The organism is Pseudomonas sp. GP01-A4 (assembly GCF_058780865.1).
Map to the genome: position 1 here is coordinate 124,180 of NZ_JBYSWF010000001.1, position 21,351 is coordinate 145,530.

The 21,351-nt window shown below is 61.9% G+C and carries 22 protein-coding genes; 13 read left to right on the forward strand and 9 right to left on the reverse strand.

The features are described from left to right. Nucleotides 1–135: 135 nt before the first annotated feature. On the reverse strand, nt 136–384 hold the full coding sequence (locus AC3WKX_RS00570) for a TIGR02647 family protein (protein ID WP_003208812.1): 249 nt from the start codon (nt 382–384) through the stop codon (nt 136–138). Between the two features lie 148 nt (nt 385–532). Continuing rightward, the gene (locus tag AC3WKX_RS00575) at nt 533–817 is read right to left on the reverse strand and encodes a hypothetical protein (RefSeq protein ID WP_003208814.1); all 285 of its coding nucleotides are present in this window, start codon (nt 815–817) and stop codon (nt 533–535) included. A 125-nt stretch (nt 818–942) separates the two neighbouring features. On the opposite strand from AC3WKX_RS00575, the gene AC3WKX_RS00580 reads away from it, so the two are divergent. Beyond that, nucleotides 943–1,602, forward strand: coding sequence for a glutathione S-transferase family protein (locus AC3WKX_RS00580; RefSeq protein WP_102604068.1), 660 nt, complete (start codon nt 943–945; stop codon nt 1,600–1,602). A gap of 145 nt (nt 1,603–1,747) precedes the next feature. Here AC3WKX_RS00580 and argH read toward each other — a convergent pair whose 3' ends face one another. Beyond that, the gene (gene argH, locus AC3WKX_RS00585; RefSeq protein WP_102604069.1) at nt 1,748–3,142 is read right to left on the reverse strand and encodes an argininosuccinate lyase; all 1,395 of its coding nucleotides are present in this window, start codon (nt 3,140–3,142) and stop codon (nt 1,748–1,750) included. A 562-nt stretch (nt 3,143–3,704) separates the two neighbouring features. On the opposite strand from argH, the gene AC3WKX_RS00590 reads away from it, so the two are divergent. From AC3WKX_RS00590 to rsd, 7 genes are all read left to right on the forward strand, one after another. Continuing rightward, on the forward strand, nt 3,705–4,451 hold the full coding sequence (locus tag AC3WKX_RS00590) for a LytR/AlgR family response regulator transcription factor (protein WP_003208820.1): 747 nt from the start codon (nt 3,705–3,707) through the stop codon (nt 4,449–4,451). Between the two features lie 138 nt (nt 4,452–4,589). Beyond that, on the forward strand, nt 4,590–5,531 hold the full coding sequence (gene hemC, locus AC3WKX_RS00595; RefSeq protein ID WP_008439333.1) for a hydroxymethylbilane synthase: 942 nt from the start codon (nt 4,590–4,592) through the stop codon (nt 5,529–5,531). Continuing rightward, nucleotides 5,528–6,295, forward strand: coding sequence for a uroporphyrinogen-III synthase (locus tag AC3WKX_RS00600; RefSeq protein ID WP_102604070.1), 768 nt, complete (start codon nt 5,528–5,530; stop codon nt 6,293–6,295). The genes hemC and AC3WKX_RS00600 overlap by 4 nt, the downstream gene beginning before the upstream one ends. Nucleotides 6,296–6,313: 18 nt before the next feature. After that, nucleotides 6,314–7,432, forward strand: a complete 1,119-nt coding sequence (locus AC3WKX_RS00605) for a uroporphyrinogen-III C-methyltransferase (RefSeq protein WP_003208826.1) — start codon at nt 6,314–6,316, stop codon at nt 7,430–7,432. 5 nt (nt 7,433–7,437) lie between these two features. Beyond that, nucleotides 7,438–8,679 (forward strand): heme biosynthesis protein HemY, encoded by a 1,242-nt coding sequence (locus tag AC3WKX_RS00610; RefSeq protein ID WP_003208828.1) that lies wholly within the window; start codon nt 7,438–7,440, stop codon nt 8,677–8,679. A gap of 237 nt (nt 8,680–8,916) precedes the next feature. Continuing rightward, a complete protein-coding gene (locus AC3WKX_RS00615) occupies nt 8,917–9,438 on the forward strand; it encodes a disulfide bond formation protein B (protein ID WP_102604071.1) in 522 nt (173 codons plus the stop codon). 206 nt (nt 9,439–9,644) lie between these two features. Then, nucleotides 9,645–10,103 carry a sigma D regulator gene (gene rsd, locus AC3WKX_RS00620; RefSeq protein ID WP_102604072.1) on the forward strand — a complete coding sequence of 153 codons (459 nt, stop codon included), beginning with the start codon at nt 9,645–9,647 and terminating at the stop codon, nt 10,101–10,103. Between the two features lie 53 nt (nt 10,104–10,156). Here rsd and AC3WKX_RS00625 read toward each other — a convergent pair whose 3' ends face one another. Next, the gene (locus tag AC3WKX_RS00625; RefSeq protein WP_008439319.1) at nt 10,157–10,822 is read right to left on the reverse strand and encodes an FKBP-type peptidyl-prolyl cis-trans isomerase; all 666 of its coding nucleotides are present in this window, start codon (nt 10,820–10,822) and stop codon (nt 10,157–10,159) included. Nucleotides 10,823–11,014: 192 nt separating this feature from the next. Between AC3WKX_RS00625 and AC3WKX_RS00630 the strand changes: the two genes are divergently transcribed. Next, a complete protein-coding gene (locus tag AC3WKX_RS00630) occupies nt 11,015–12,127 on the forward strand; it encodes an AlgP family protein (RefSeq protein ID WP_102651161.1) in 1,113 nt (370 codons plus the stop codon). Here AC3WKX_RS00630 and AC3WKX_RS00635 read toward each other — a convergent pair. Then, nucleotides 12,124–12,585, reverse strand: a complete 462-nt coding sequence (locus AC3WKX_RS00635) for a TIGR02444 family protein (protein WP_102604074.1) — start codon at nt 12,583–12,585, stop codon at nt 12,124–12,126. The genes AC3WKX_RS00630 and AC3WKX_RS00635 overlap by 4 nt on opposite strands. A 50-nt stretch (nt 12,586–12,635) precedes the next feature. Here AC3WKX_RS00635 and AC3WKX_RS00640 point away from each other — a divergent pair, with 50 nt between their 5' ends. From AC3WKX_RS00640 to AC3WKX_RS00650, 3 genes are all read left to right on the forward strand, one after another. Then, on the forward strand, nt 12,636–14,546 hold the full coding sequence (locus AC3WKX_RS00640) for an ATP-binding cassette domain-containing protein (protein ID WP_003208841.1): 1,911 nt from the start codon (nt 12,636–12,638) through the stop codon (nt 14,544–14,546). After that, nucleotides 14,546–15,109, forward strand: coding sequence for a mechanosensitive ion channel family protein (locus AC3WKX_RS00645; protein WP_008439307.1), 564 nt, complete (start codon nt 14,546–14,548; stop codon nt 15,107–15,109). The genes AC3WKX_RS00640 and AC3WKX_RS00645 overlap by 1 nt, the downstream gene beginning before the upstream one ends. Nucleotides 15,110–15,224: 115 nt before the next feature. Beyond that, entirely contained in the window at nt 15,225–15,857 is a 633-nt protein-coding gene (locus AC3WKX_RS00650; RefSeq protein ID WP_008439306.1) for a LysE family transporter, read from the forward strand. 142 nt (nt 15,858–15,999) lie between these two features. Here AC3WKX_RS00650 and AC3WKX_RS00655 read toward each other — a convergent pair whose 3' ends face one another. The 4 genes from AC3WKX_RS00655 to AC3WKX_RS00670 are packed head-to-tail and all read right to left on the reverse strand — an operon-like array spanning nt 16,000 to nt 19,149. Then, on the reverse strand, nt 16,000–16,743 hold the full coding sequence (locus AC3WKX_RS00655) for a penicillin-binding protein activator LpoB (protein WP_102604075.1): 744 nt from the start codon (nt 16,741–16,743) through the stop codon (nt 16,000–16,002). Between the two features lie 3 nt (nt 16,744–16,746). After that, a complete protein-coding gene (gene lpoB, locus AC3WKX_RS00660; RefSeq protein ID WP_003214026.1) occupies nt 16,747–17,334 on the reverse strand; it encodes a penicillin-binding protein activator LpoB in 588 nt (195 codons plus the stop codon). 35 nt (nt 17,335–17,369) lie between these two features. Further along, complete coding sequence (locus AC3WKX_RS00665) at nt 17,370–17,741, reverse strand: YcfL family putative periplasmic lipoprotein (RefSeq protein ID WP_003214024.1); 372 nt, start codon at nt 17,739–17,741, stop codon at nt 17,370–17,372. 10 nt (nt 17,742–17,751) lie between these two features. After that, entirely contained in the window at nt 17,752–19,149 is a 1,398-nt protein-coding gene (locus AC3WKX_RS00670) for a COG3014 family protein (protein ID WP_003214023.1), read from the reverse strand. 306 nt (nt 19,150–19,455) lie between these two features. On the opposite strand from AC3WKX_RS00670, the gene AC3WKX_RS00675 reads away from it, so the two are divergent. Next, nucleotides 19,456–21,351, forward strand: coding sequence for a cytochrome c/FTR1 family iron permease (locus AC3WKX_RS00675; RefSeq protein ID WP_008439302.1), 1,896 nt, complete (start codon nt 19,456–19,458; stop codon nt 21,349–21,351).

The following is a 21,351-nucleotide window of genomic DNA, read 5'->3' on the forward strand; positions in this document are numbered from 1 at the left end:
GCGGCCGTGTGGGAGTTTACAGCCAGTAGCGTAGGAGGTTTAGAGGGAATTTGTTTTTGACGCCGGAATTTTATCCCGGGCGCGGGAATGCCCGCGGAATCCGTGAAAAGAGGATCCCGTGGGCGATACGAGGTGTCAGGCGGCTTCTTTGGCGGTCGTCAGAATAGTCAGCAGGCTTTGTGCGTGTTCGGCAGCGTCCCGGCCGAGGCTGGTGAGGTAACCACCGTCTGGCTGGTCGATCAGGTCTTTATCAAACAGGCGCCGGGCGGCGGCAATGGCAGTGGGAGCGGCAGTCTGATGAACTTTCAGACCTTCCTGGGAGCTGCCCAGGTTGAAGAGTGCAAGGATTTCCAGTTCGGCAACCAACTCAGGGGTATACGACATAAGGACTCCAGACTTTCTAGGAATTTTTAGACGTTAGCAGCCATAAGGTGAACGCACTTGGGCGAGCTGTCCAGTCGGAACTCATGCGGTGTTGATGTGGGGCAGGATTGTGGCCAGCAAGAGTTTGCTGGCCAGCGCGGTGTGAGGCTTATTGCTTCTCGGGCGGCAGCTCCGGCAGCGCACGCAACGCAGTTTCATACCATTCGGTATTGAAGGCGCGATCTTCTTCGAGCAGCGCGTCAATTTCGATGGCGAGGACGTGGGCCATCATTTGCAGGATGTCTTCGCGCTCGTAGCCCACCAGGGTCAGCTTGTTGAACGTGGCCTTGGCGGCGGGCGGGTTGTCGCTTTCGATCTGGTTTTCGATCGCTTCAATCAAGGTGGTCTCGGCGAACTCTTCTTCGTCGTTGTCGATATCGGTTGGCTCGCTCATGGCAGGCTCCTGGAGGAAAGGGCGCCAGTCTACCCCCATTCACTCGGCTGATGCTGCTGGCCAGGCGCGGCCTCCCGATCTATAACCACTGCTGCCAACCCCGTACACGGCCTGGAGGCTTTGTGATGCTCAAGCTTTATGGATTTTCGGTCAGCAACTACTACAACATGGTCAAACTGGCGCTGCTGGAGAAAGGGCTGCCCTTCGAAGAGGTGCCGTTCTACGCAGGCCAAACCCCGGAAGCGCTGGCCGTGAGCCCGCGGGGCAAGGTGCCGGTGCTGGGTGTCGAGCAAGGGTTTATCAACGAAACCAGCGTGATCCTCGAATACCTCGAACAGACCCAGGGCGGGCGATCGCTGCTGCCGAACGAGCCGTTCCAGCGCGCCCAGGTGCTGGCGTTGTGCAGGGAAATCGAGCTGTACATCGAGTTGCCGGCCCGGGCGTGTTTTGCCGAGGCGTTTTTCGGAATGCCGGTGCCGGAGGCGATCAAGGAAAAGTCCAGGGCGGAGTTATTGCTGGGGATCGCATCGCTGGGGCGGCACGGGAAGTTTGCGCCGTATGTGGCGGGGGACAGTTTCACGATTGCGGATTTGTATTTTGTGTACAGCGTGGACCTGGCCTGTGCCGTGGCCGGGAAGCTGTTCGGGCTGGATCTGTTGGCTGAGTTGCCGAAGGCCAAGGCGTTGCTGGAGCGCTTGCAGGCGCTGCCGAATGCCCAGCGGGTGGCGGCGGACAAGGAAGCGGCGATGCCGGCGTTTATGGCGATGATTGCTGCGAAGAAATAAAAACTGCTTTTGTGGCGAGGGAGCTTGCTCCCGTTGGGCAGCGGAGCGGCCCCAAAAATGGGACTGCTGCGCAGTCCAACGGGAGCAAGCTCCCTCGCCACAGGTTCAGTGTTCGCCCTTGTTTGCCGGGGTACTTACCTTTGGGTTAGCGGCTGGCGAGCAATGCCTGGCCGCGAACCACGGCAGCCTTCACCTGCGCCGGCGCAGTCCCGCCGACATGGTTACGGGCATTCACCGAGCCTTCCAGGGTCAGCACCGCAAACACGTCCTGCTCGATCTGGTCGCTGAACTGGCGCAGTTCTTCCAGGCTCATTTCCGCCAGGTCCTTGCCGGTGTCCACGCCGTACTTCACGGCATGCCCGACGATCTCGTGGCAGTCGCGGAACGGCAGGCCACGGCGTACCAGGTAGTCCGCCAGGTCGGTGGCGGTGGAGAAACCGCGCAGGGCCGCTTCACGCATGATGGCGTGCTTGGGCTTGATCGCCGGGATCATGTCGGCAAAGGCACGCAACGAGTCGCGCAGGGTATCGGCGGCGTCGAACAGCGGTTCCTTGTCTTCCTGGTTGTCCTTGTTGTAGGCCAGCGGTTGGCCTTTCATCAGGGTCAACAGGCCCATCAGCGCACCGAATACACGGCCGCTCTTGCCGCGTACCAGCTCCGGCACGTCGGGGTTTTTCTTTTGCGGCATGATCGAGCTGCCGGTGCAGAAGCGGTCCGGCAGGTCAATGAACTGGAATTGCGCGCTGGTCCACAGCACCAGCTCTTCGGAGAAGCGCGACAAGTGCATCATCGCAATGCTGGCCGCGGCGCAGAATTCGATGGCGAAGTCACGGTCCGACACGCTGTCCAGGGAGTTGCCGCCCACGGCGTCGAAACCCAGCAGCTGCGCGGTGTATTCGCGGTCGATCGGGTAGGTGGTGCCAGCCAGTGCAGCGCTGCCCAGAGGCATGCGGTTGGCGCGCTTGCGGCAGTCCACCAGGCGCTCGTAGTCGCGGCTGAGCATTTCGAACCAGGCCAGCAGATGGTGGCCGAAGGTCACAGGCTGTGCGGTCTGCAGGTGGGTGAAGCCGGGCATGATGGTGCCGGACTCACGCTCTGCCTGCTCCAGCAGGCCTTTTTGCAGGCGGGTGATTTCTGCCAGGATCAGGTCGATCTCGTCCCGCAGCCACAGGCGGATATCGGTAGCCACCTGGTCGTTACGGCTGCGACCGGTGTGCAGTTTCTTGCCGGTCACACCGATGCGGTCGGTGAGGCGGGCCTCGATGTTCATGTGCACGTCTTCCAGGTCGACGCGCCAGTCGAAGGTACCGGCTTCGATCTCGCCACGGATGGTGGTCAGGCCGTCGATGATGCTGTCGCGCTCGGCGTCGGTCAGCACGCCGACCTTGGCCAGCATCGTGGCGTGGGCGATCGAGCCCATGATGTCGTGGCGGTAGAGGCGCTGGTCGAAAGTGACGGAGGCGGTGAAGCGCGCGACGAAGGCGTCGACGGGTTCACTGAAGCGGCCGCCCCAGGACTGGTTGGTCTTGTCGGTGCTCATGGATTCGCTCGTGATCTGCTGGAAAGAGGGCATGAAAGTGTGGCGCCGATAATAACAGGGTTGCCCCCGGAGGCGACGATGCCGGGGCGGGGCATTTTTATTTGTTTCCAAGATGGCTAAGTGCCTTGCCCCCGGACTCGCGCAGGACGAGACTGGAGCCAGGACCGATCGGGGGGGAAACTTGCGGTCCTTGGTCAAACAAAGCGTGTTTATTGAAACGATATTTGACGATTGAGCAATATCGTCTTCGCCAGCGTCTACAGTTGCACTGATAGAGCTTCGCGCTGACAGAAGGTGCACTGCACCAATGCCGGGCGATGAGGTCGAACTCCAGGCTATCCATTAGAGAGGGGGTGTTCGTATTGTGTATCAGCAAACCCTACGACGATGCCCGAAGGCAGCAGGCTTTGGGCGCGATTGAACAGGTCCGGGTAAATATTGGTGCCACTCTCGGGGCACTTTTTGCCGCTCGCGCTAGTCTTAGCGTGGATCGCCGTGACGGAAGTCACCGCACCTGTCTACGCTATCCTTGTGCGAGACTCACGCAGGAATCCAGCGCAATATGAATGTCCTGATCGTTGATGACGAACCCCAAGCCCGCGAGCGACTGAGCCGTTTGGTCAGTGAACTCGAGGGTTACAATGTCCTTGAGCCGAGCGCCACCAGTGGCGAGGAAGCCTTGGCCCTTATTGACAGCCTCAAGCCGGACGTCGTGTTGCTCGACATCCGCATGCCGGGCCTTGATGGCTTGCAGGTGGCTGCCCGCCTGAGCGAGCGAGAATCGCCGCCTTCGGTGGTGCTGTGCGCCTCCCAGGATGAGTTCTCTTCCGAGGCCCTGGATGCCAGCGGCGCCAGTTTCCTGGTCAAGCCGATCAATGCCGATGCGTTGCTTCGCGCCTTGAAAAAGGCCGAGCGTCCCAATCGTGTCCAACTGGCAGCCTTGACCCAGCCCGCAGCCCAGGGCGGCAATGGGCCACGCAGCCATATCAGCGCCCGTACCCGCAAGGGCATCGAGTTGATTCCCCTGGACCAGGTGGTCTACTTCATCGCCGATCACAAGTACGTGACCTTGCGTCACGAGGCTGGTGAAGTGCTGCTCGATGAGCCACTCAAGGCGCTGGAAGACGAATTTGGCGACCGCTTTGTGCGCATCCACCGCAATGCGCTGGTGGCACGGGAGCGCATCGAGCGCCTGCAGCGCACGCCGCTTGGGCATTTTCAGCTGTTCCTGAAGGGCCTCAACGGTGACGCGTTGATCGTCAGCCGGCGCCATGTCGCCGGCGTGCGCAAGATGATGCAGCAGCTTTAGCCCGAGGGCCGAGGCGAGCTTCACCGCCCATATCCCGGTGCGACGCGGCCAGGGAGGCCCCGCACTTGCTGATTCAAATCAAAGCGCATTTGCCTGAGCTGTTATTATCTGCCGTATCTATTCAGTACGGATTGATCCATGTCCTCTCGCGAAATCCGCATCGCCACCCGTAAAAGCGCCCTGGCCTTATGGCAGGCCGAATACGTCAAAGCACGCCTTGAGCAGGCTCATCCTGGCCTGAAGGTGTCCCTGGTGCCCATGGTCAGTCGCGGCGACAAGCTGCTTGATTCGCCATTGTCGAAAATCGGCGGCAAGGGCCTGTTCGTCAAGGAACTGGAAACCGCTCTGCTGGAGAACGAAGCCGACATCGCCGTGCATTCTATGAAAGATGTGCCCATGGACTTCCCCGAAGGCCTGGGCCTTTTTTGCATCTGCGAGCGCGAAGACCCCCGCGATGCCTTCGTTTCCAATACCTACGCCTCCCTGGATGAGCTGCCGCTGGGCAGCGTCGTCGGCACCTCCAGCCTGCGTCGCCAGGCGCAGTTGCTGACCCGCCGCCCGGACCTGCAAATCCGCTTCCTGCGGGGCAACGTCAATACTCGCCTGGCCAAGCTCGACGCCGGTGAATATGACGCGATCATTCTCGCGGCAGCCGGCTTGATCCGCTTGGGCTTTGAAGACCGCATCACCTCGGCCATCAGCGTCGAAGACAGCTTGCCGGCCGGCGGGCAGGGCGCTGTGGGCATTGAATGCCGCACCGCCGACAGCGAAATTCATGCGCTGCTCAAGCCGCTGGATCACCAGGACACCGAAATTCGCGTCACCGCCGAACGTGCCCTGAACAAGCACCTCAACGGTGGCTGCCAGGTACCGATCGCCTGTTACGCCGTGCTTGAGGGCGAGAACCTCTGGCTGCGTGGCCTGGTGGGCGACCCGAGTGGTGGGTTGTTGCTCACCGCAGAGATTCGCGGGCCGCAAAGCGAGGCCACCAGCCTGGGTATCAAGGTCGCCGAGGAACTGCTGGAAAAAGGCGCCGGTGCCATTCTGCAAGCGGTGTACGGCGAGGCCGGGCCGCAGTGATGCAATGGCGTGTGCTGCTGACGCGGCCTGCCGAGGAGTCGGCGGCCCTGGCGGCGACGTTATCCGAAGAAGGTATTTTCAGCAGCAGCCTGCCGTTGCTGGAGATTGAAGCGCTGCCTGTCACGCCTGAACAACAGGCGGTCTTTCGCGAGCTGGACCGCTATTGCGCGGTGATCGTGGTGAGCAAGCCGGCCGCGCGCCTGGGCTTGCAGTTGTTGGCTCAACACTGGCCGCAACCGCCGGCGTTACCGTGGTTCAGTGTCGGCGCTGCTACGGCGCAGGTGTTGGCCGAGCATGGCCTTGATGTCAGTTATCCCCACGACGGCGACGACAGTGAAGCCTTGCTTGAACTGGTCGCCTTGCGCGAGGCTATCTCGAAGCCCGGCGCCCGGGTGCTGATCCTGCGGGGCGAGGGCGGGCGAGAGCTGCTGGCTGAGCGTTTACGCGAGCAAGGTGCTAGTGTCGACTATCTGGAGTTGTATCGCCGTTTCCTGCCGGACTACGACCGTGCAACGCTGACCCAGCGCATAAACGTGGAACGCTTGAACGGCGTGGTGGTCAGCAGTGGGCAGGGTTTTTTACACCTGCAAGCGCTGGCCGGTACAGATTGGCCCCAGGTGGCACAGCTGCCGTTGTTCGTGCCCAGCCCGCGAGTCGCCGAGATGGCGCGTGCCGCTGGCGCGCAAGAAGTTGTGGATTGTCGTGGCGCCAGTGCCGCGGCTTTGTTAGTGGCGTTACGGAGTGTTTCCGTTCCCACTCTCTAATACGCAAAGGATGGATACGTGAGCGAAACAGCCTTGCCTAAAGATGAAGCTCAGCCCGCGCTTGATGCGCCTGTTGAGACACCGGTCACCACCGCCCCGCGCCGTGGCAACGGCCTGGCCATCGTGGCCTTGTTGCTCGGCGCCGCCGGCGTTGCCGCCGGTGGCTGGGGGATCTGGCAGGTCCGCGCACTGCAGGCGAGCAGCCAGCAACAGCTGGGCCAAGTGCAAACCCTGGACGACCAATCCCAGAGCCTCAAGCAGAGCCAGCAGCAGCTGTCGGCCCGTCTGGGGCAACTGCCCGGCGCCGATGAGCTGGAAGAGCGTCGCCGGCTGGTGGCGCAATTGCAGGGTGATCAACAACGCCTGAGCCAGCGCCTGGAAACCGTGCTGGGGGCCAGCCGCCAGGACTGGCGCCTGGCCGAGGCCGAGCACTTGATCCGCCTGGCCAGCCTGCGTCTTTCCGCCTTGCAGGACATCAACAGTGCCCAGGCACTGGTCCAGGGCGCTGACGAAATCCTCCGCGAACAAAGTGACCCTGGCTCCTACGCCGCCCGTGAGCAGTTGGCCAAGAGCCTCGCCGCGTTGCGCAATATCGAACAGCCGGACCGTACCGGGCTGTACCTGCAACTGGCGGCATTGCGCGATCAGGTCGTGCAGTTGGCGGCCATCGCGCCGGAATACCAACTCCCTGAAGCGGCCAATGATGGGCGTCCGACCACCGACACGGACAGCCGTTGGAGTCAGTGGTGGGCGCAGATCTCGCGGTATTTCCGCATCGACTTCAATCCTGATGACAACATTCGCCCGCTCCTGGCAGGGCAAGGCCTGAACCAGGTGCGCCTGGCCCTGAGCCTTGCACTTGAGCAGGCGCAATGGGCGGCGCTCAACGGCGAGCCGGCGGTGTACAGCCGATCCCTGGGCGAGGCTCGCAGCGTGTTGCAGGACAACTTCAATCAAGACAACCCGCAAAGCAAAGCCATGCTGGCCCGTATTGCCGAGCTTGAGCCCAAGGCCGTCTCGGTGGTCACGCCGGACCTGGCCGCGAGCCTGGCTGCCGTGCAGGCTTACCTTGACCGTCGCCACCTGTCTGCCGAGGAAGCCAAGGCTTCCGCTGGCAAGCCGGCGACCCAGGAGTAAAGCCGATGAAGCGCTTCTATGTGATCCTGGTGCTGGCGATTGCGATCGCCCTGGCACTGGCCGTGGGCATTTCGAAACATACCGGCTACGTGCTGATTACCTATCCCCATGTGCTGCATTACGAGTCCGGGCTGTGGTCGACGCTGGTGGCGTTGTTTGCCATCGGCCTGGTGATCTATTTGGCCAGGGTGCTGCTGGGCCTGGTGCTGACCTCGGGTGGCGTGGTCAATCCGTGGTCGCGGCGCAACCGCAGCCGTCGGGTCCAGGTTGCCATCGAGCAGGGCCAGATGGACCTCGCCGAAGGGCGCTGGGCCAGTGCCGAGCGCCACTTGCACCGTGCGGCCGAAGCCGAACGCCAGCCATTGCTCTACTACCTCGGCGCGGCCCGTGCGGCCAACGAACAGGGCCGTTATGAGGAAGCGGATGGCCTGCTGGAACGCGCGCTTGAGCGCCAGCCCCAGGCCGAACTCGCGGTAGCCTTGAGTCATGCGCAGTTGCAGATGGACCGCGGTGACACCGATGGCGCCCTGGTCACCCTGCAGGCCATGCATGAGCGTCATCCGCATAACGTCCAGGTATTGCGCCAACTGCAGCGGCTGTATCAACAGCGTGGCGATTGGTCTTCGGTAATCCGGCTGTTGCCGGAGTTGCGCAAGGACAAGGTGTTGCCGCCTGCCGAGTTGGCCGACCTGGAGCGACGCGCCTGGGGCGAGAACCTGACCCTGGCTGCCCAGCGCGAAGAGCAGGGCGAGGCCGGGCAGCAATCCCTGGAGCTGGCCTGGCAACAACTGACTTCGGCCCAGCGCCAGGAGCCGCAACTGGTGCTGGCGTACGCCGAACAACTGCGCCAGTTGGGCGCGGACGCCAAGGCCGAAGAAGTGCTGCGCGGTGCCCTCAAGCGCGAGTACGACAGTCATCTGATCCGGCTCTACGGGCTGCTGCGTGGCAGCGATCCGGCGAAGCAGTTGAAGTTCGCCGAAGGCTGGCTCAAGGACCATCCAGGCGATGCCAGCCTGCTGCTGACCCTGGGGCGCCTGTGCCTGCAAAACAGCTTGTGGGGCAAGGCGCGGGACTACCTTGAAAGCAGCCTGCAGGTGCAGCGCAACCCTGAGGCCTGCGCCGAGCTGGCACGCCTGCTGGCGCAGTTGGGCGACACCGAGCGCAGCAACCAGTTGTTCCAGGAAGGCCTGGGCTTGCTGGACAAGCGTTTGCTGGCGTCACCGCTGCCGGTGCCGGCACGGGTTTGAAGTAGGAAACAGAGTAAGGGTTGCCTCAGAATTGTCTGGTGGCCAACCCTTCAATAACGCCCAATAGCTGTAGTCAATACGGCTTGTAGTAAACTCCTACGTAGACGCGCGTTTAATCGCTCGCCTTCTGACGGGATATCCCTACGCTCTCGCGGAATCGTCTGCTCTGGGGCGTATTGAAAGGGGTAAGGTCTTTCCTCTACCGTAACTACCTATCTCTTGCGTTGCGGATAAACAATGTCTTTGGCCCCCTCACGCTCCCTGTTCCTCCTGGCGTTCCTGGCTGGTGCGCTGACGCTGGGCGCGTCCTTTTACCTGGAATACGCCGCGTTTTTGCGGCCTTGTTTCCTGTGCCAGGTGCAACGAATTCTTGTGGCTGCCTTCACGCTGATCAATCTCGTGGCGGCGATTCATGGGCCGAAGCGGTCCGGGATCTACCTGTATTGGGCGGCGAGCATGGGGTGTGCAGTGCTGGGCGCCATTACCGCCGTACGCCAGGTGCTGCTGCAAAATACGCCGCCGGAACAGTTGCCTGCCTGTTGGCCCGGCCTTCAATCCATGATCGAGAACCTGTCGCTGAGAGAGACGTTGGCCTTGATCTTCAAGGGCACCGTCGACTGCGTGGAAATCAACTGGACGCTGTTCGACTTGAGTATTCCCGAGTGGAGCCTGCTGTTCTTCGTGGCGATGCTGATCCTTGGCATCGCGCAGTTCTCGCGGTTGCTGCTGAGCCAGCGTTTTGGCCTTGCACGGCACTGACAGGTAACCGCAGGTTGTAGGAAGGGATTAAACACTTGTATGAACTTTCTCTCCTGCGTACCTTGATGACATAGTCGTGCGGGCATAATCTGGCCCGCACGCGTTATTGAAACAGACTGTTCGATGCACCTTTGCCCGGTTGCCGCTTTAACCTTGAAGTGTTGCGCGGGCAGCGTGCGGCGCCCCTATAGGGAAGAGAGATCATCATGCTGGAAAGTTGTCAGAATGCTCAGGAACGCTGGGGTGGGGTGCACAAGCTGATCGATGGTTGGTTGAAAGCGCGTCACGAACTGGTTCGGGCCTTTGATGCTCTCGGTGCCAAGCCCGAAGCGCTCAGCGAGAACCGCAAGCCATTGCAGGAATTCTGCGGCGTATTGGTGGACTACGTATCGGCGGGGCACTTCGGTGTCTACGAGCAGTTGACCAAAGAGGCCGAGGCTTTCGACGATCAACGTGGCCTCGATTTGGCGGAGACGATTTACCCGCGCATCGATGTCATCACCGAGAAGCTGCTGGCGTTCAACGACCTGTGTGATGCCGGCCAGTGCGTTGCAGAAAAATTCAAAGAGCTGGGTGGTTTGCTTCACGAGCGTTTCGAGCTGGAAGATTGCCTGATCGAAGTGCTGCACAACGCTCACAAGGAAGAGTTGACGGCTAAGGCCTGACTCCCCCCGACACAAGAAAACGGTGCGCATTGCGCACCGTTTTTCGTTTGGGCTCAGGCGCCCGCCTTCAGCAATTCGATCTCGAATACCAGCGGCGTATAAGGCGGGATCAGTTCGCCTGCGCCATCAGCGCCATAGGCTTGGTCGGATGGAATCACCAGGCGCCACTTCGCGCCCACCGGCATCTGTTGCAACGCACTGCGCCAGCCACTGATCACACTGTCCAGGCGAAACCACTGAGGTTGTGTGCTCTTGTCGAAGACGGTCCCGTCGGGTAACCGCCCAACATAATTCACTTGCACGCGATCATCGGCCGCCGGTTTCTTCCCGCTGCCAGGGGTCAGTTCGGTCAGCAGGATGCCGTCTGCCAATTCACGCACACCACTTTTGGATTTCTCACTGGCTAAAAATTGTTGCTCGGCAGCGAGTGCCTTTTCACTTTGTGGTGCTCGATTGTCCGGCGCGTTTTGTGCTTCGTGCTGGGCAAGGATCTGTTCGATGCGTGTGTCGTCCAGGGCCAGTGGCTTACCTTGATAGGCCTGTTTGAGTCCGTCGATCAGCGCCTCTACCTGCAACCCAGGCATCTCCTGGCGCAGGCGCTCACCCAGGCTCGCGCCCAGGCTGTAGGCCAGGTCGTGGTCATCTTTGGAGGGGGATTTCTCGCTTGCGTTGGCCACGCAAAGCACCACGCTCAACACTAAAAAAAGGTAACGCGACATGGGCGTTCTCCAGCCGAAAGTGCGATGGATTATGCCAGTGTGAATGCTTAAAAAGTGGCGTGGATTTTCGTTATATCAATAAGAATTTTCGTGCGGTGCAACGCAAGCCAATCGATACTGTCAACATGCCCTAGCGGCGGTAAGAGCAGAGGGCTAGTATGAGCCGCACCCACGTCAGCCAGGAGGTAAACCATGTCGGCCAAACAGAAGCCTGTAAATACCCCGTTGCATTTGCTCCAACAACTTTCGGGCAGCCTGCTCGAACATTTGGAAAGCGCCTGTTCACAAGCCTTGGCTGATGCTGAGAAGTTGCTCGCCAAGCTTGAAAAACAACGCGGCAAGGCTCAGGAAAAACTGCACAAATCCCGCACCAAACTGCAAGGCGCAGCGACCGCTGGCAAAGCCAAGGCACAAGCCAAGGCCAAGGACGCCGTCAAAGAACTTGAGGACTTGCTCGACGCCCTCAAGGATCGTCAATCCGAAACCCGCACCTACATTTCCCAACTCAAGCGTGATGCTTCCGAGAGCCTGAAATTGGCCCAGGGTGTTGGTCGTGTGAAGGAAGCTGTAGGCAAAGTGCTGAGCACCCGTGCTCCGGCTAAGGCCGTTGCAGCCAGCGCAGCGAAGAAGCCAGCCAGCAAAGCAGTCGCCGCCAAGGCACCTGCGAAAGCTGCGGCCAAGCCTGCGGCAAAAGCACCGGCTAAATCGGCTGCCAAACCAGCGGCTAAAACTGCTGCTGCAAAACCAGCTGCAAAACCAGCTGCTAAAACCGCTGCTGCAAAACCAGCTGCCAAACCAGCCGCTAAAACCGCTGCTGCAAAACCAGCCGCGAAGCCAGCTGCTAAAACCGCTGCTGCGAAACCAGCCGCCAAGCCAGCTGCTAAAACTGCTGCTGCGAAACCAGCTGCGAAGCCAGCCGCTAAACCTGCTGCTGCAAAACCTGCCGCGAAGCCAGCCGCTAAAACTGCTGCTGCAAAACCAGCTGCCAAGCCAGCCGCTAAAACTGCTGCTGCAAAACCAGCTGCGAAGCCAGCCGCTAAACCTGCTGCTGCAAAACCAGCCGCGAAGCCGGCCGCTAAACCTGCTGCTGCGAAACCAGCTGCCAAGCCGGCCGCCAAACCTGCTGCTGCCAAACCAGCTGCCAAACCAGCCGCCGCCAAGCCAGCACCAGCCAAACCAGCTACTCCAGCTGCAAAGCCTGCGACCCCGGCTGCACCTGCTGCCAGCACCACAGCGCCAACCGCTCCGGCCAGCAGCACGCCTGCACCGGCAGCGCCAAGCGTCACCCCAACCAGCGCTTCCTAAGTGCCGGTAACCGCGGCGCGCAGCTGATGCAGCGCGTCGTGGTCAAGGTTGGCGGCTTCGGCCGCCAGTCCTTCAACCCATGCTTGATGATTCACCTCGGCCATCGGCCAATGCTGCGCCACACCTTCCAGGCGTGATAGCAGCAGCCTTTCTGCATCCAATTCCAAAGCCTTGACCCGCTCCCGTAACGCTCCCAGCTCAACATCCTGCTGCGCCATGGCCCGCCATTGCGTGCGTACTTGCCGCAGCGGCCCGACCACCTCCGCCTGCCACGGCCCGGCGATCTGCCGCAGTGCCTGCAAACGCGACGTTTCCGGCGCCACACCCCGCTGCTCCAGCCACAACCCGCACAACACCAGGCACACATCAGCCCCTTGCGCCTGCAAGCGCAGGCACGCGTCCTCGACGCCCGAGCGGGCGTAGGTCGAGAGGGCAAAGCTCCACAGGTCAGCGCACATATTCACACCCAAGCCAGCGGCCAACGAAGCTGGTAGACTCCGCCGCCATTATGATCCGACTTCAAAGCCTAACATTACAGCGTGGCCCGCAACGTCTTCTCGAAGACGCCGAGCTGACCCTGCACGCCGGTCACAAAGCCGGCCTGATCGGTGCCAACGGCGCCGGCAAATCCACGTTGTTCGCCTTGCTGCTGGGTGAGCTGACTCCCGACTCCGGGGATTGTCTGCTGCCGGCCGACTGGCGCATCGCCCATATGCGCCAGGAGATCGACACCCTCGACCGCATTGCGATCGACTACGTGCTCGATGGCGACCTGCGCCTGCGCCAGGTGCAACACGACCTCGCCGAGGCCGAGAAAGCCCAGGACGGCGCCGCACAGGCCCGCCTGCACTCGGAACTGGACAGCGCCGACGGCTACACCGCCGACGCGCGTGCGCGCAAGATGCTTGCCGGCCTTGGCTTTACCAACGAACAGATGGACCGCCCGGTCGCCGACTTCTCCGGTGGCTGGCGCATGCGCCTGAACCTGGCCCAGGCGCTGATGTGCCCCTCGGACCTGTTGCTGCTCGATGAACCGACCAACCACCTGGACCTCGATGCGATCCTGTGGCTGGAAGACTTCCTGAAAAGCTACCCGGGCACCTTGCTGCTGATTTCCCACGACCGGGATTTCCTCGACGCCGTGGTGGACAACATTGCCCACGTCGACCAGAAGAAAATCACCCTGTACCGCGGTGGCTACAGCGCCTTCGAACGCGCCCGTGCCGAACGCCTGGCCCAGCAACAGCAGGCCTACGAGAAGCAGCAGGCGCAGCGCGCGCACATGGAAAGCTACATCGCCCGGTTCAAGGCCCAGGCCACCAAGGCCCGTCAGGCCCAGAGCCGGATCAAGGCCCTGGAGCGCATGGAAGAACTGTCGGCGGCCCACGTCGATTCACCGTTCGACTTTGTGTTCCGCGAGTCGGTGAAAATCTCCAGCCCGTTGCTGGACCTTTCCGATGCCCGCCTGGGCTATGGCGACAAGACCATCCTCGAGAAGGTCAAGTTGCAGCTCACCCCTGGCGCGCGGATCGGCCTGCTTGGCCCCAATGGCGCGGGCAAGTCGACCTTGATCAAAAACCTCTCGGGCGAATTGCAGCCCCTGGCCGGCCGCCTGGTGCGCGGTGAGAACCTGGTGGTGGGCTACTTCGCCCAGCACCAGCTGGATTCCCTCGACGCCAAGGCCAGCCCGCTGCTGCACCTGCAGCGCCTGGCGCCGACCGAACGCGAACAGACCCTGCGGGACTTCCTCGGTGGTTTCGACTTCCGTGGTGCGCGCATTGACGAGCCGGTGCTGAATTTCTCCGGTGGCGAAAAGGCCCGCCTGGCCCTGGCCCTGATCGCCTGGGACCGGCCAAACCTGTTGCTGCTCGACGAACCGACCAACCACCTCGACCTGGAAATGCGCCTGGCGTTGACCATGGCCCTGCAGGAATTCAGCGGCGCGGTACTGGTGGTGTCTCACGATCGCCACCTGCTCAAGAGCACCACGGATAACTTCCTGCTGGTGGCTGACGGCAAGGTCGAGGAATTCGACGGCGACCTGGAAGACTATGCCCGTTGGCTGTCGGACTACCGCCTGCGCAACGCGCCGGTCAGCAACACGCCGGTCAACCCGGACAAGACCGACAAGAAGGCCCAGCGCCAGGCCGCGGCTGCATTGCGTCAGCAACTGGCCCCGCACAAGCGTGAAGCGGACAAGCTGGAAGCCGAATTGGGCAAGATCCACGAGAAGCTGGCGAAGATCGAAACCAGCCTGGGTGACAGCGCCGTCTACGAGCCGGCCCGCAAGGATGAATTGCGCGACCTGCTGGCCGAACAGGCCAAGCTCAAGGTACGTGAAGCGCAGTTGGAGGAGACCTGGATGGAAGCCCTCGAACTGCTGGAATCCTTGCAAGCGGAGCTGGAGGCGCTGTCCTGATGGAAGCGCTGCAACTGCCGCTGCCGGCCCAATGGATCGCGCCGATCTGGGTGGCCGTACAGATTCTGCTGATCCTGCTGGCCGGCTATCTCGCCCAGCGTTTCGTCGCCAAATGCCTGAACCGCCTGGGGGAACGTTATCCGTTCCCGCCGCAGTTGCTGATGCCGCTGCGCGGCGGCCTGCGCTGGCTGATCATGGGCAGCGCGCTGATCTTCGTGCTGGAGCGCCTGGGCGTCTCTGCCACGGTGTTGTGGACGGCGTTGTCGGGTTTTGTGGCGGTGGCCGCGGTGGCGTTCTTCGCCATGTGGTCGGTGTTGTCCAACCTGCTGTGCGCCATCCTGATCTTCACCGTCGGGCCGTTCCGCCTGGGCGATGTGGTCGAGTTGGTGGACACCGTCGACAAGCCCGGCGTCAAAGGCCGGGTGGTGGCGATCAACCTGCTCTACACCACGCTGATCGAAGTGGAAGAGGCCGGAACCGGCAGTGTCATGGTGCAAGTGCCCAACAGCCTGTTCTTCCAGCGCTCGGTGCGCCGTTGGCGCGGCAGCGACGTGCTGCCTTAACCTGTGGCGAGGGAGCTGCCTCGCCACAAAGGCGCACCCCAAAATTTTTCTAGCCATTTCTCAGCCGGCAGCGTTAGTTTAGAAACATTCAGCAAACTAAGCTCTGAGGTGTGTAATGGCGCTCGACACATGGCTGGCCTTTTTCCTGGCCAGTTGGATCATCAGTCTTTCCCCTGGCGCCGGTGCCATTGCGTCGATGTCCAGCGGCCTGCAATACGGTTTCCTGCGTGGTTACTGGAATGCCCTGGGCCTGCAACTGGGCCTGGCGATGCAAATCGCCGTGGTCGCTGGCGGCCTGGGGGCGATTCTTGCCGCATCCTCCACCGCGTTTTATGCGATCAAATGGTTTGGCGTAGCGTACCTGGTGTACCTGGCCATCAAGCAATGGCGCGCGCTGCCAACCGACCTGAGCGATGACGGGGCGATTCGCCCGATCGGCAAGCCGATGGCGATGATGTTCCGCGGGTTCCTGGTCAACGCCAGCAACCCCAAGGCCCTGGTGTTCATGCTGGCGGTGCTGCCGCAGTTCGTGAACCCGCAGGCGCCGCTGCTGAACCAATACCTGATCCTGGGCGCGACCATGATCTGCGTGGACATGATCGTGATGGCCGGCTACACCGGGCTGGCTTCGAAAGTGTTGCGCCTGTTGCGCACACCAAAGCAGCAGAAACGCATGAACCGTACGTTTGCCGGGTTGTTTGTTGGTGCGGCGGGCTTTCTCGCAAGTCTGCATCGCGCAACGGCGTAACTGACGAAACCGGATCAAAAAATGTCGGAGCGGGCTTGCTCGCGAATGCGCAGTGTCAGTCACCAGATGTATTGACTGACCCACCGCATTCGCGAGCAAGCCCGCTCCCACATTGGTTTTATGTCGGTAGCGGGATTTTCGTTCAGCGCAGGATCTTCGGCGCTTCATCCCGTGGCAGGTTATTGCGCAATGCAGGCTGTCCAGGTGCTTCCTGATAACCACCGCCGAGTTGTTCGGCCAACTGCCGCGCCACATCCTCGCCCAACGCCTTCGACACTTCCCGCACCACGCGAGGCCGGTTCAGGCTCACGCGCACGTCACGGTTGTTCACCAGCTTGGTGTCCTGGCCTTCGCCCATGGCGGTAAACGCCGAGGTGATCTCAAAGGTGCGGGTGTTGATCAGGCTGAAATCCGCCACCAGCGTCAGGCCCAGCACCGCCGAGTAGCTGTTGGTGTGGTCCAGCGCGTTGACGTCCTGGGTGAAGTCGATATCCGACAAGGTGCCGAACAGCACGTAGTCCGCACCCTTGAAGTTACCGGCCTTGATCCGCTTGATCACGTCATACACATCGCCCTTGGCGTCCGCGGTGTAAGGCGTGCCCTGCACCAGCTGGAACTGCCGCGACTTGAGGATTTCCCCCTTGATGTCGCCGCTGAACTTGCGCAGCTCGGTCTGCTCGATGTAGCTAGTACGACTTTCGTATTCGCTGTAGCTCGAGGCGCCGCTGGCGTTGTAGGCGCTGGCCTGGAAATTATTGCTGGCCGCGACCTGGTGGATGTACTCCTCCACGCGAGCCTCGTAGGCCAGGTCGGTTACCGCGATCTTCGGTGCGGCCGAGGCGCCAAAGGCGCACAGCAGGCCGATCATGCCGATCCATGCACGCATTGCTTAGCGCTCCGTGGTCTTGCGGATTTCTTTTTCGTCCATCCATTCGGCCAGGCCGCTTTCGACGTCGACCAGTTGCAGGCTGAACTTGTAGAACACGTCCTTGTAGTCCGAGCTGCGCTTGACGATGGAGCTGATGGAGCCTTCCAGGCGGTACTTGGCGGCGACCATGTTGCCGGTCTTGCTGACGGTCGACTTCTTATACAGGCCGCTCTGGTTCTGCAGCTTCAGCTGGTCGACCTGGCTTTGCATGTCAGTGTTGTCGCTGGCGAAGCGGGCGGTGCCGGTCTTCATCAGCTGGGTCTTGATCGACGTGGTGATCTCGCGGGTATCGATGTACTCGCTGGTCTTGTTCTTCACGTCATACACCTGCACCACCGGGCGGCCTTGCAGGATGCCGGACTGGGCCAGGGAGCGGGTCATGCTTTCGGCGATCATCTGCAGGTCGGTGGAGCCGAACTCGTTGGTCACCAGTTCCACGGCCTTGCTGTCGCCGTAGCTGATGTTTTTACCGCCCAGGACTGGCGAGGTGTTGGCGCAGCCGCTGGCCAGGACGGCCACCACGGCGAGGAACGAGAAGCGTGCAAACATGGGGATGTCTCTCTGAAACTGAATGAGTGGGTGGATCAAGGCGTCTTCACTTCAAGGCGGAAGTCGGCAGCCTGGGGCAGGTTGGCGATGGCCGGCAGGAAGGTCGCCTGGTTTGCGTAGAGGTTCAGCACCTTCCAGGTCTCTTCATCACCCACCGGGAAACCGTCGGCACCCAGCCAGGCGAAGCGGTAATACATCATCTGGTTGCTGCTGGTGATGTTGCTCAACTGCACCTTGGCGGTCAGGAAGCCGTTTTCCCGGGCGACCCGGATGGCGCCGACGGCGATGCCCTTGAACTTGCCCATCACCACGATCTTGCTCGCGGCGCTTCCGGGTTCCGGCGGTGGCGGGGTGGCGCAACCGGCCAGCAGGATCAGCGCCAGGGCGCCGAGGATGAAATGACGCATAGCGTGCTCCTTAAGGTTGTTTGAGAGTGGCGACGGCCTGGGGCGGATTGTTCTGCACCACGTGGGCTGCAAGACCGCCGGCGAAGACCTGGTTGCCGACCACGCGCAGGGTGATCACCTGGTAGCGCTGATCGGCCTTGACCGTCACCAGCGTGCCGCCCAGTGCGTTGGGCAGGCTGACCTGGTGCTCGCCGTGCTTGAGGCGCAGGCGTGTCACCTGGGTCATGTCCGGCAGGGTGCGCCAGGTGCGGGTGTCGGCGCCTTCGGTGACGGCCGAGGCAATACCGAGTACCAGGCCCGCCATCGGGTTGGTCTTGTTCAGGTTGTTCTGGGTGATGCCGCGAGTGACGGCGCGCACGGTGGTGCGCAGGATGATCCCCGGCATGTCATCCCGCAGGGCGCGGCGGGACATGGCGGTGGTGCTGTTGAGGGCAGTGAGGTTCTGTTGCCGGCCGTCGACACCGATCTGGGCGAAGGGCGCGGTCGAGGTGTCGGGCTTGATCACCGGGAACGACAGTGGCGTGATCACCAGGTGGCCGTCGATGGGGATCGGCAACGGCAGGCGAATCGAGTCGCGGGCCGGCGCCAGGCCGCTTTGCACCACGATCAGCACGTCAGTCTCGTCCGCACCGACCTTGGATTTGTCCAGGTCGAGCAGGGCCTGTTCCAGCAGCGGTGTGTTGGGGCGCAGTTCGGCGGCCTTGCGATAACCCGGTGCGGCCAGGTCTTTTTCGCCCAGGGCTTCGTAGACGAAGCCGGCCAGATAGTGGCTGAACGCGCTCTGGTAGCTGTTCTTCAGGCCTACCACTTCAGGGGCGTTGAGGCTTTCCACCGGGTAGCCGCGCAGGTCCTTGAACTGGGTTGCGATGCCCTGGCGCTCGGCCTCGTTTTCGCTCTTGAGGTATTCCTTGTCCCGCAGGTCCGCAATCACCGCTTCGCGTTCGTGGGTCTTCTTGATCTCGGTGCGGGCACCGTCGAAGTCATTCAGCGCCAGCAGGTTGAGGGCCATCTGGGTGGTCAGCATGACCTTTTCGTAGTCGTAGCCTTCGTAACGGCGGACCTTGTCATTGACCAGGAAGGCGCCGAACTGCGCGAGGTACTTGTCGGTGTCGAACTTGACCGACTCTTCCCACTTGTAGACTTGCAGGTCGGCGCTGCGCCAGGCGACCTGGCTGCCGGTCAGGTCGCCCTTGGCACGCAGCAACTCACCCTTTTCGAAGTAGTAGAGAAGGTCCTTGTCGTCGCCGGTGTTGTTCTTCTCAAGCAGGGTCAGCGCGGCGTCGACGTTGCCGGTGGCCAACTGCTGATTGGTGGCTTGCAGCTCGGTGTCGTAGCTGCGAAACATCGAACAACCGGACAGCAAGGTCACTGCCGCGAGCGCGAGCGAGGTAAAGGCGCGAGATGCCATCGAAGAGCTTCTTCCCTGAACGTAATCGGCCGAATGTGCTGGTCGGGCCGAATCACCAATGGCAGGAAGGCGTTGCATCCTGCCAATTCCTCATAAAAAGAGGAGCGTAAATGCCATTTCGCAATAACGAAGGCGCGGCATTATAAGCCCGATTACTGGCAAAACAATGGCCTTTTGGATCCATTTTCCGGTAACGAGGCCATCATCCGCCTCTTGGTAAACCCAGGCCCACATCACTTACAACTTGAGTCAAACCCCGTAAGGTTTGACAATGTGTTACTTCGTATTTCCATTTGAGATCCATTCATGATTGCCCCCTTCCGTTTTCTTGCCTGGCTGGTGCTGCCGGCGTTGATGTCGTGCAGTTTCAACCTGCTGGCTGCAACTGCCGAGGGCGCGCCCCAAGCCCTGCATTTACTGGACTACATCGGTGCGGACTACCCCCCGACAGTGGAGGCGGGCAAGGTTATCGATGATTCCGAATATCGTGAACAGGTAGAGTTTCTCGGGGTGTTGCAGGGGCTTGTGGCCGATCTACCGGAAAAGCCCGAGCGCGCCGAACTGATCAAAGGCGTGGATGAACTGCTGGCCGCCGTAACGGCCCATCAGGACGGCGCGGTGGTTGCGCACCAGGCCCGGCAATTGGGCGCCAAGTTGGCAGTGGCCTATGAAGTCAGCCAGGCCCCGGCCATTACCCCCGATCCGACGCGCGGTGCGCCGCTGTACGCGCAGAACTGCTCGGTGTGCCACGGCGCCACAGGCGCCGGCGATGGCCCCGCAAGCGTGGGCATGACGCCGCCGCCCGCCAACCTGCGGGACGCTGCACGCCTCGATCGCTTGAGCCTCTACGCGATCTACAACACCCTGGGTCTGGGCGTGGAAGGCACCGACATGCCGTCGTTTGCCGATCAACTGGACGACCGCCAGCGCTGGGACCTGGCGACCTATATCGCCGGCTTCACCGCCGACCCGGCTGCCGCGAACAGTGAAAAGTCCTTCAACCTCGCCGACCTCGCGCGCCAGACCCCCAACGAAGTGCTGGCTGCCGAAGGTCCCGGCGCAGTTGCCACCTTCCGCGCCCAGCGCGCCCAACCGCCGCAGGTCAAGCGTGGCCCGGCGCAGTTGCTTGATTACACCGCGGCCACCCTCGACAAAAGCCTCGCCGCGTTCCGCAATGGCGAGCACGAGCAGGCCTACGACCTGTCGGTAGCCGCCTACCTGGAAGGTTTCGAGCTGGTTGAAAGCTCCCTCGATAACGTTGATGCCAACGTGCGCAAGGACACCGAAAAGGCCCTGATGGCCTACCGGCAGTCATTGCAGGACGGCTTGCCGATCGAGCAAGTGCAGCAGCGCCTGGATGTGGCCAAGGGCAAGCTCACCGAGTCGGCCGGCCTGCTGGGCAGCGATGGCTTGAGCTGGTCCCTGAGCTACATCTCCGGTTTGCTGATCCTGCTGCGCGAAGGCCTGGAAGCGATCCTGGTGTTGGCGGCGATTCTCGCGTTCCTGCGTAACACCGGCCAGCAATCGGCGGTGCGCAGCGTCAACGTCGGCTGGGGCCTGGCGCTGTTGGCCGGCTTGGCGACGTGGGCGTTGGCGGCTTATGTGATCGACGTCAGCGGCGCCCAGCGCGAGTTGCTGGAAGGCTGCACGGCGCTGTTTGCCAGCGTGATGGTGCTGTGGCTCGGGGTGTGGATGCACGACCGCCGTCACGCGGCCGCCTGGCAGGACTACATCAAGAGCAGCCTGGTAGGCGGTGGCGGGCGCTTCGGTTTTGCGATGCTGGCGTTCTTCTCGGTGTACCGCGAGCTGTTCGAAGTGATCCTGTTCTACGAAACCCTGTGGTTGCAGGCCGGCCCTGCCGGGCACAACGCGGTATTGGCCGGTGGCGCCACGGCGCTGGTGCTGTTGGTGGGCCTGGCCTGGGTGATTCTGCGGGGCTCGGCGAAACTGCCGCTGGCGCTGTTCTTCGGCATCAACGCGGCGTTGCTGTGCGCGCTGTCGGTGGTATTCGCCGGGCATGGCGTCAAGGCGTTGCAGGAAGCCGGGATCTTCGGCACCCGGCCGGTCGCGTTCTTTGACTTCGACTGGCTGGGCATTCACGCCGATGCCTATTCCCTGAGCGCCCAGGCTGTGGCGATCCTGGCGATTGTGGTGCTGTACGGTCGCAGCCGGCTGGCTGAAAAGCGCCGGGTGGTGGCTTAA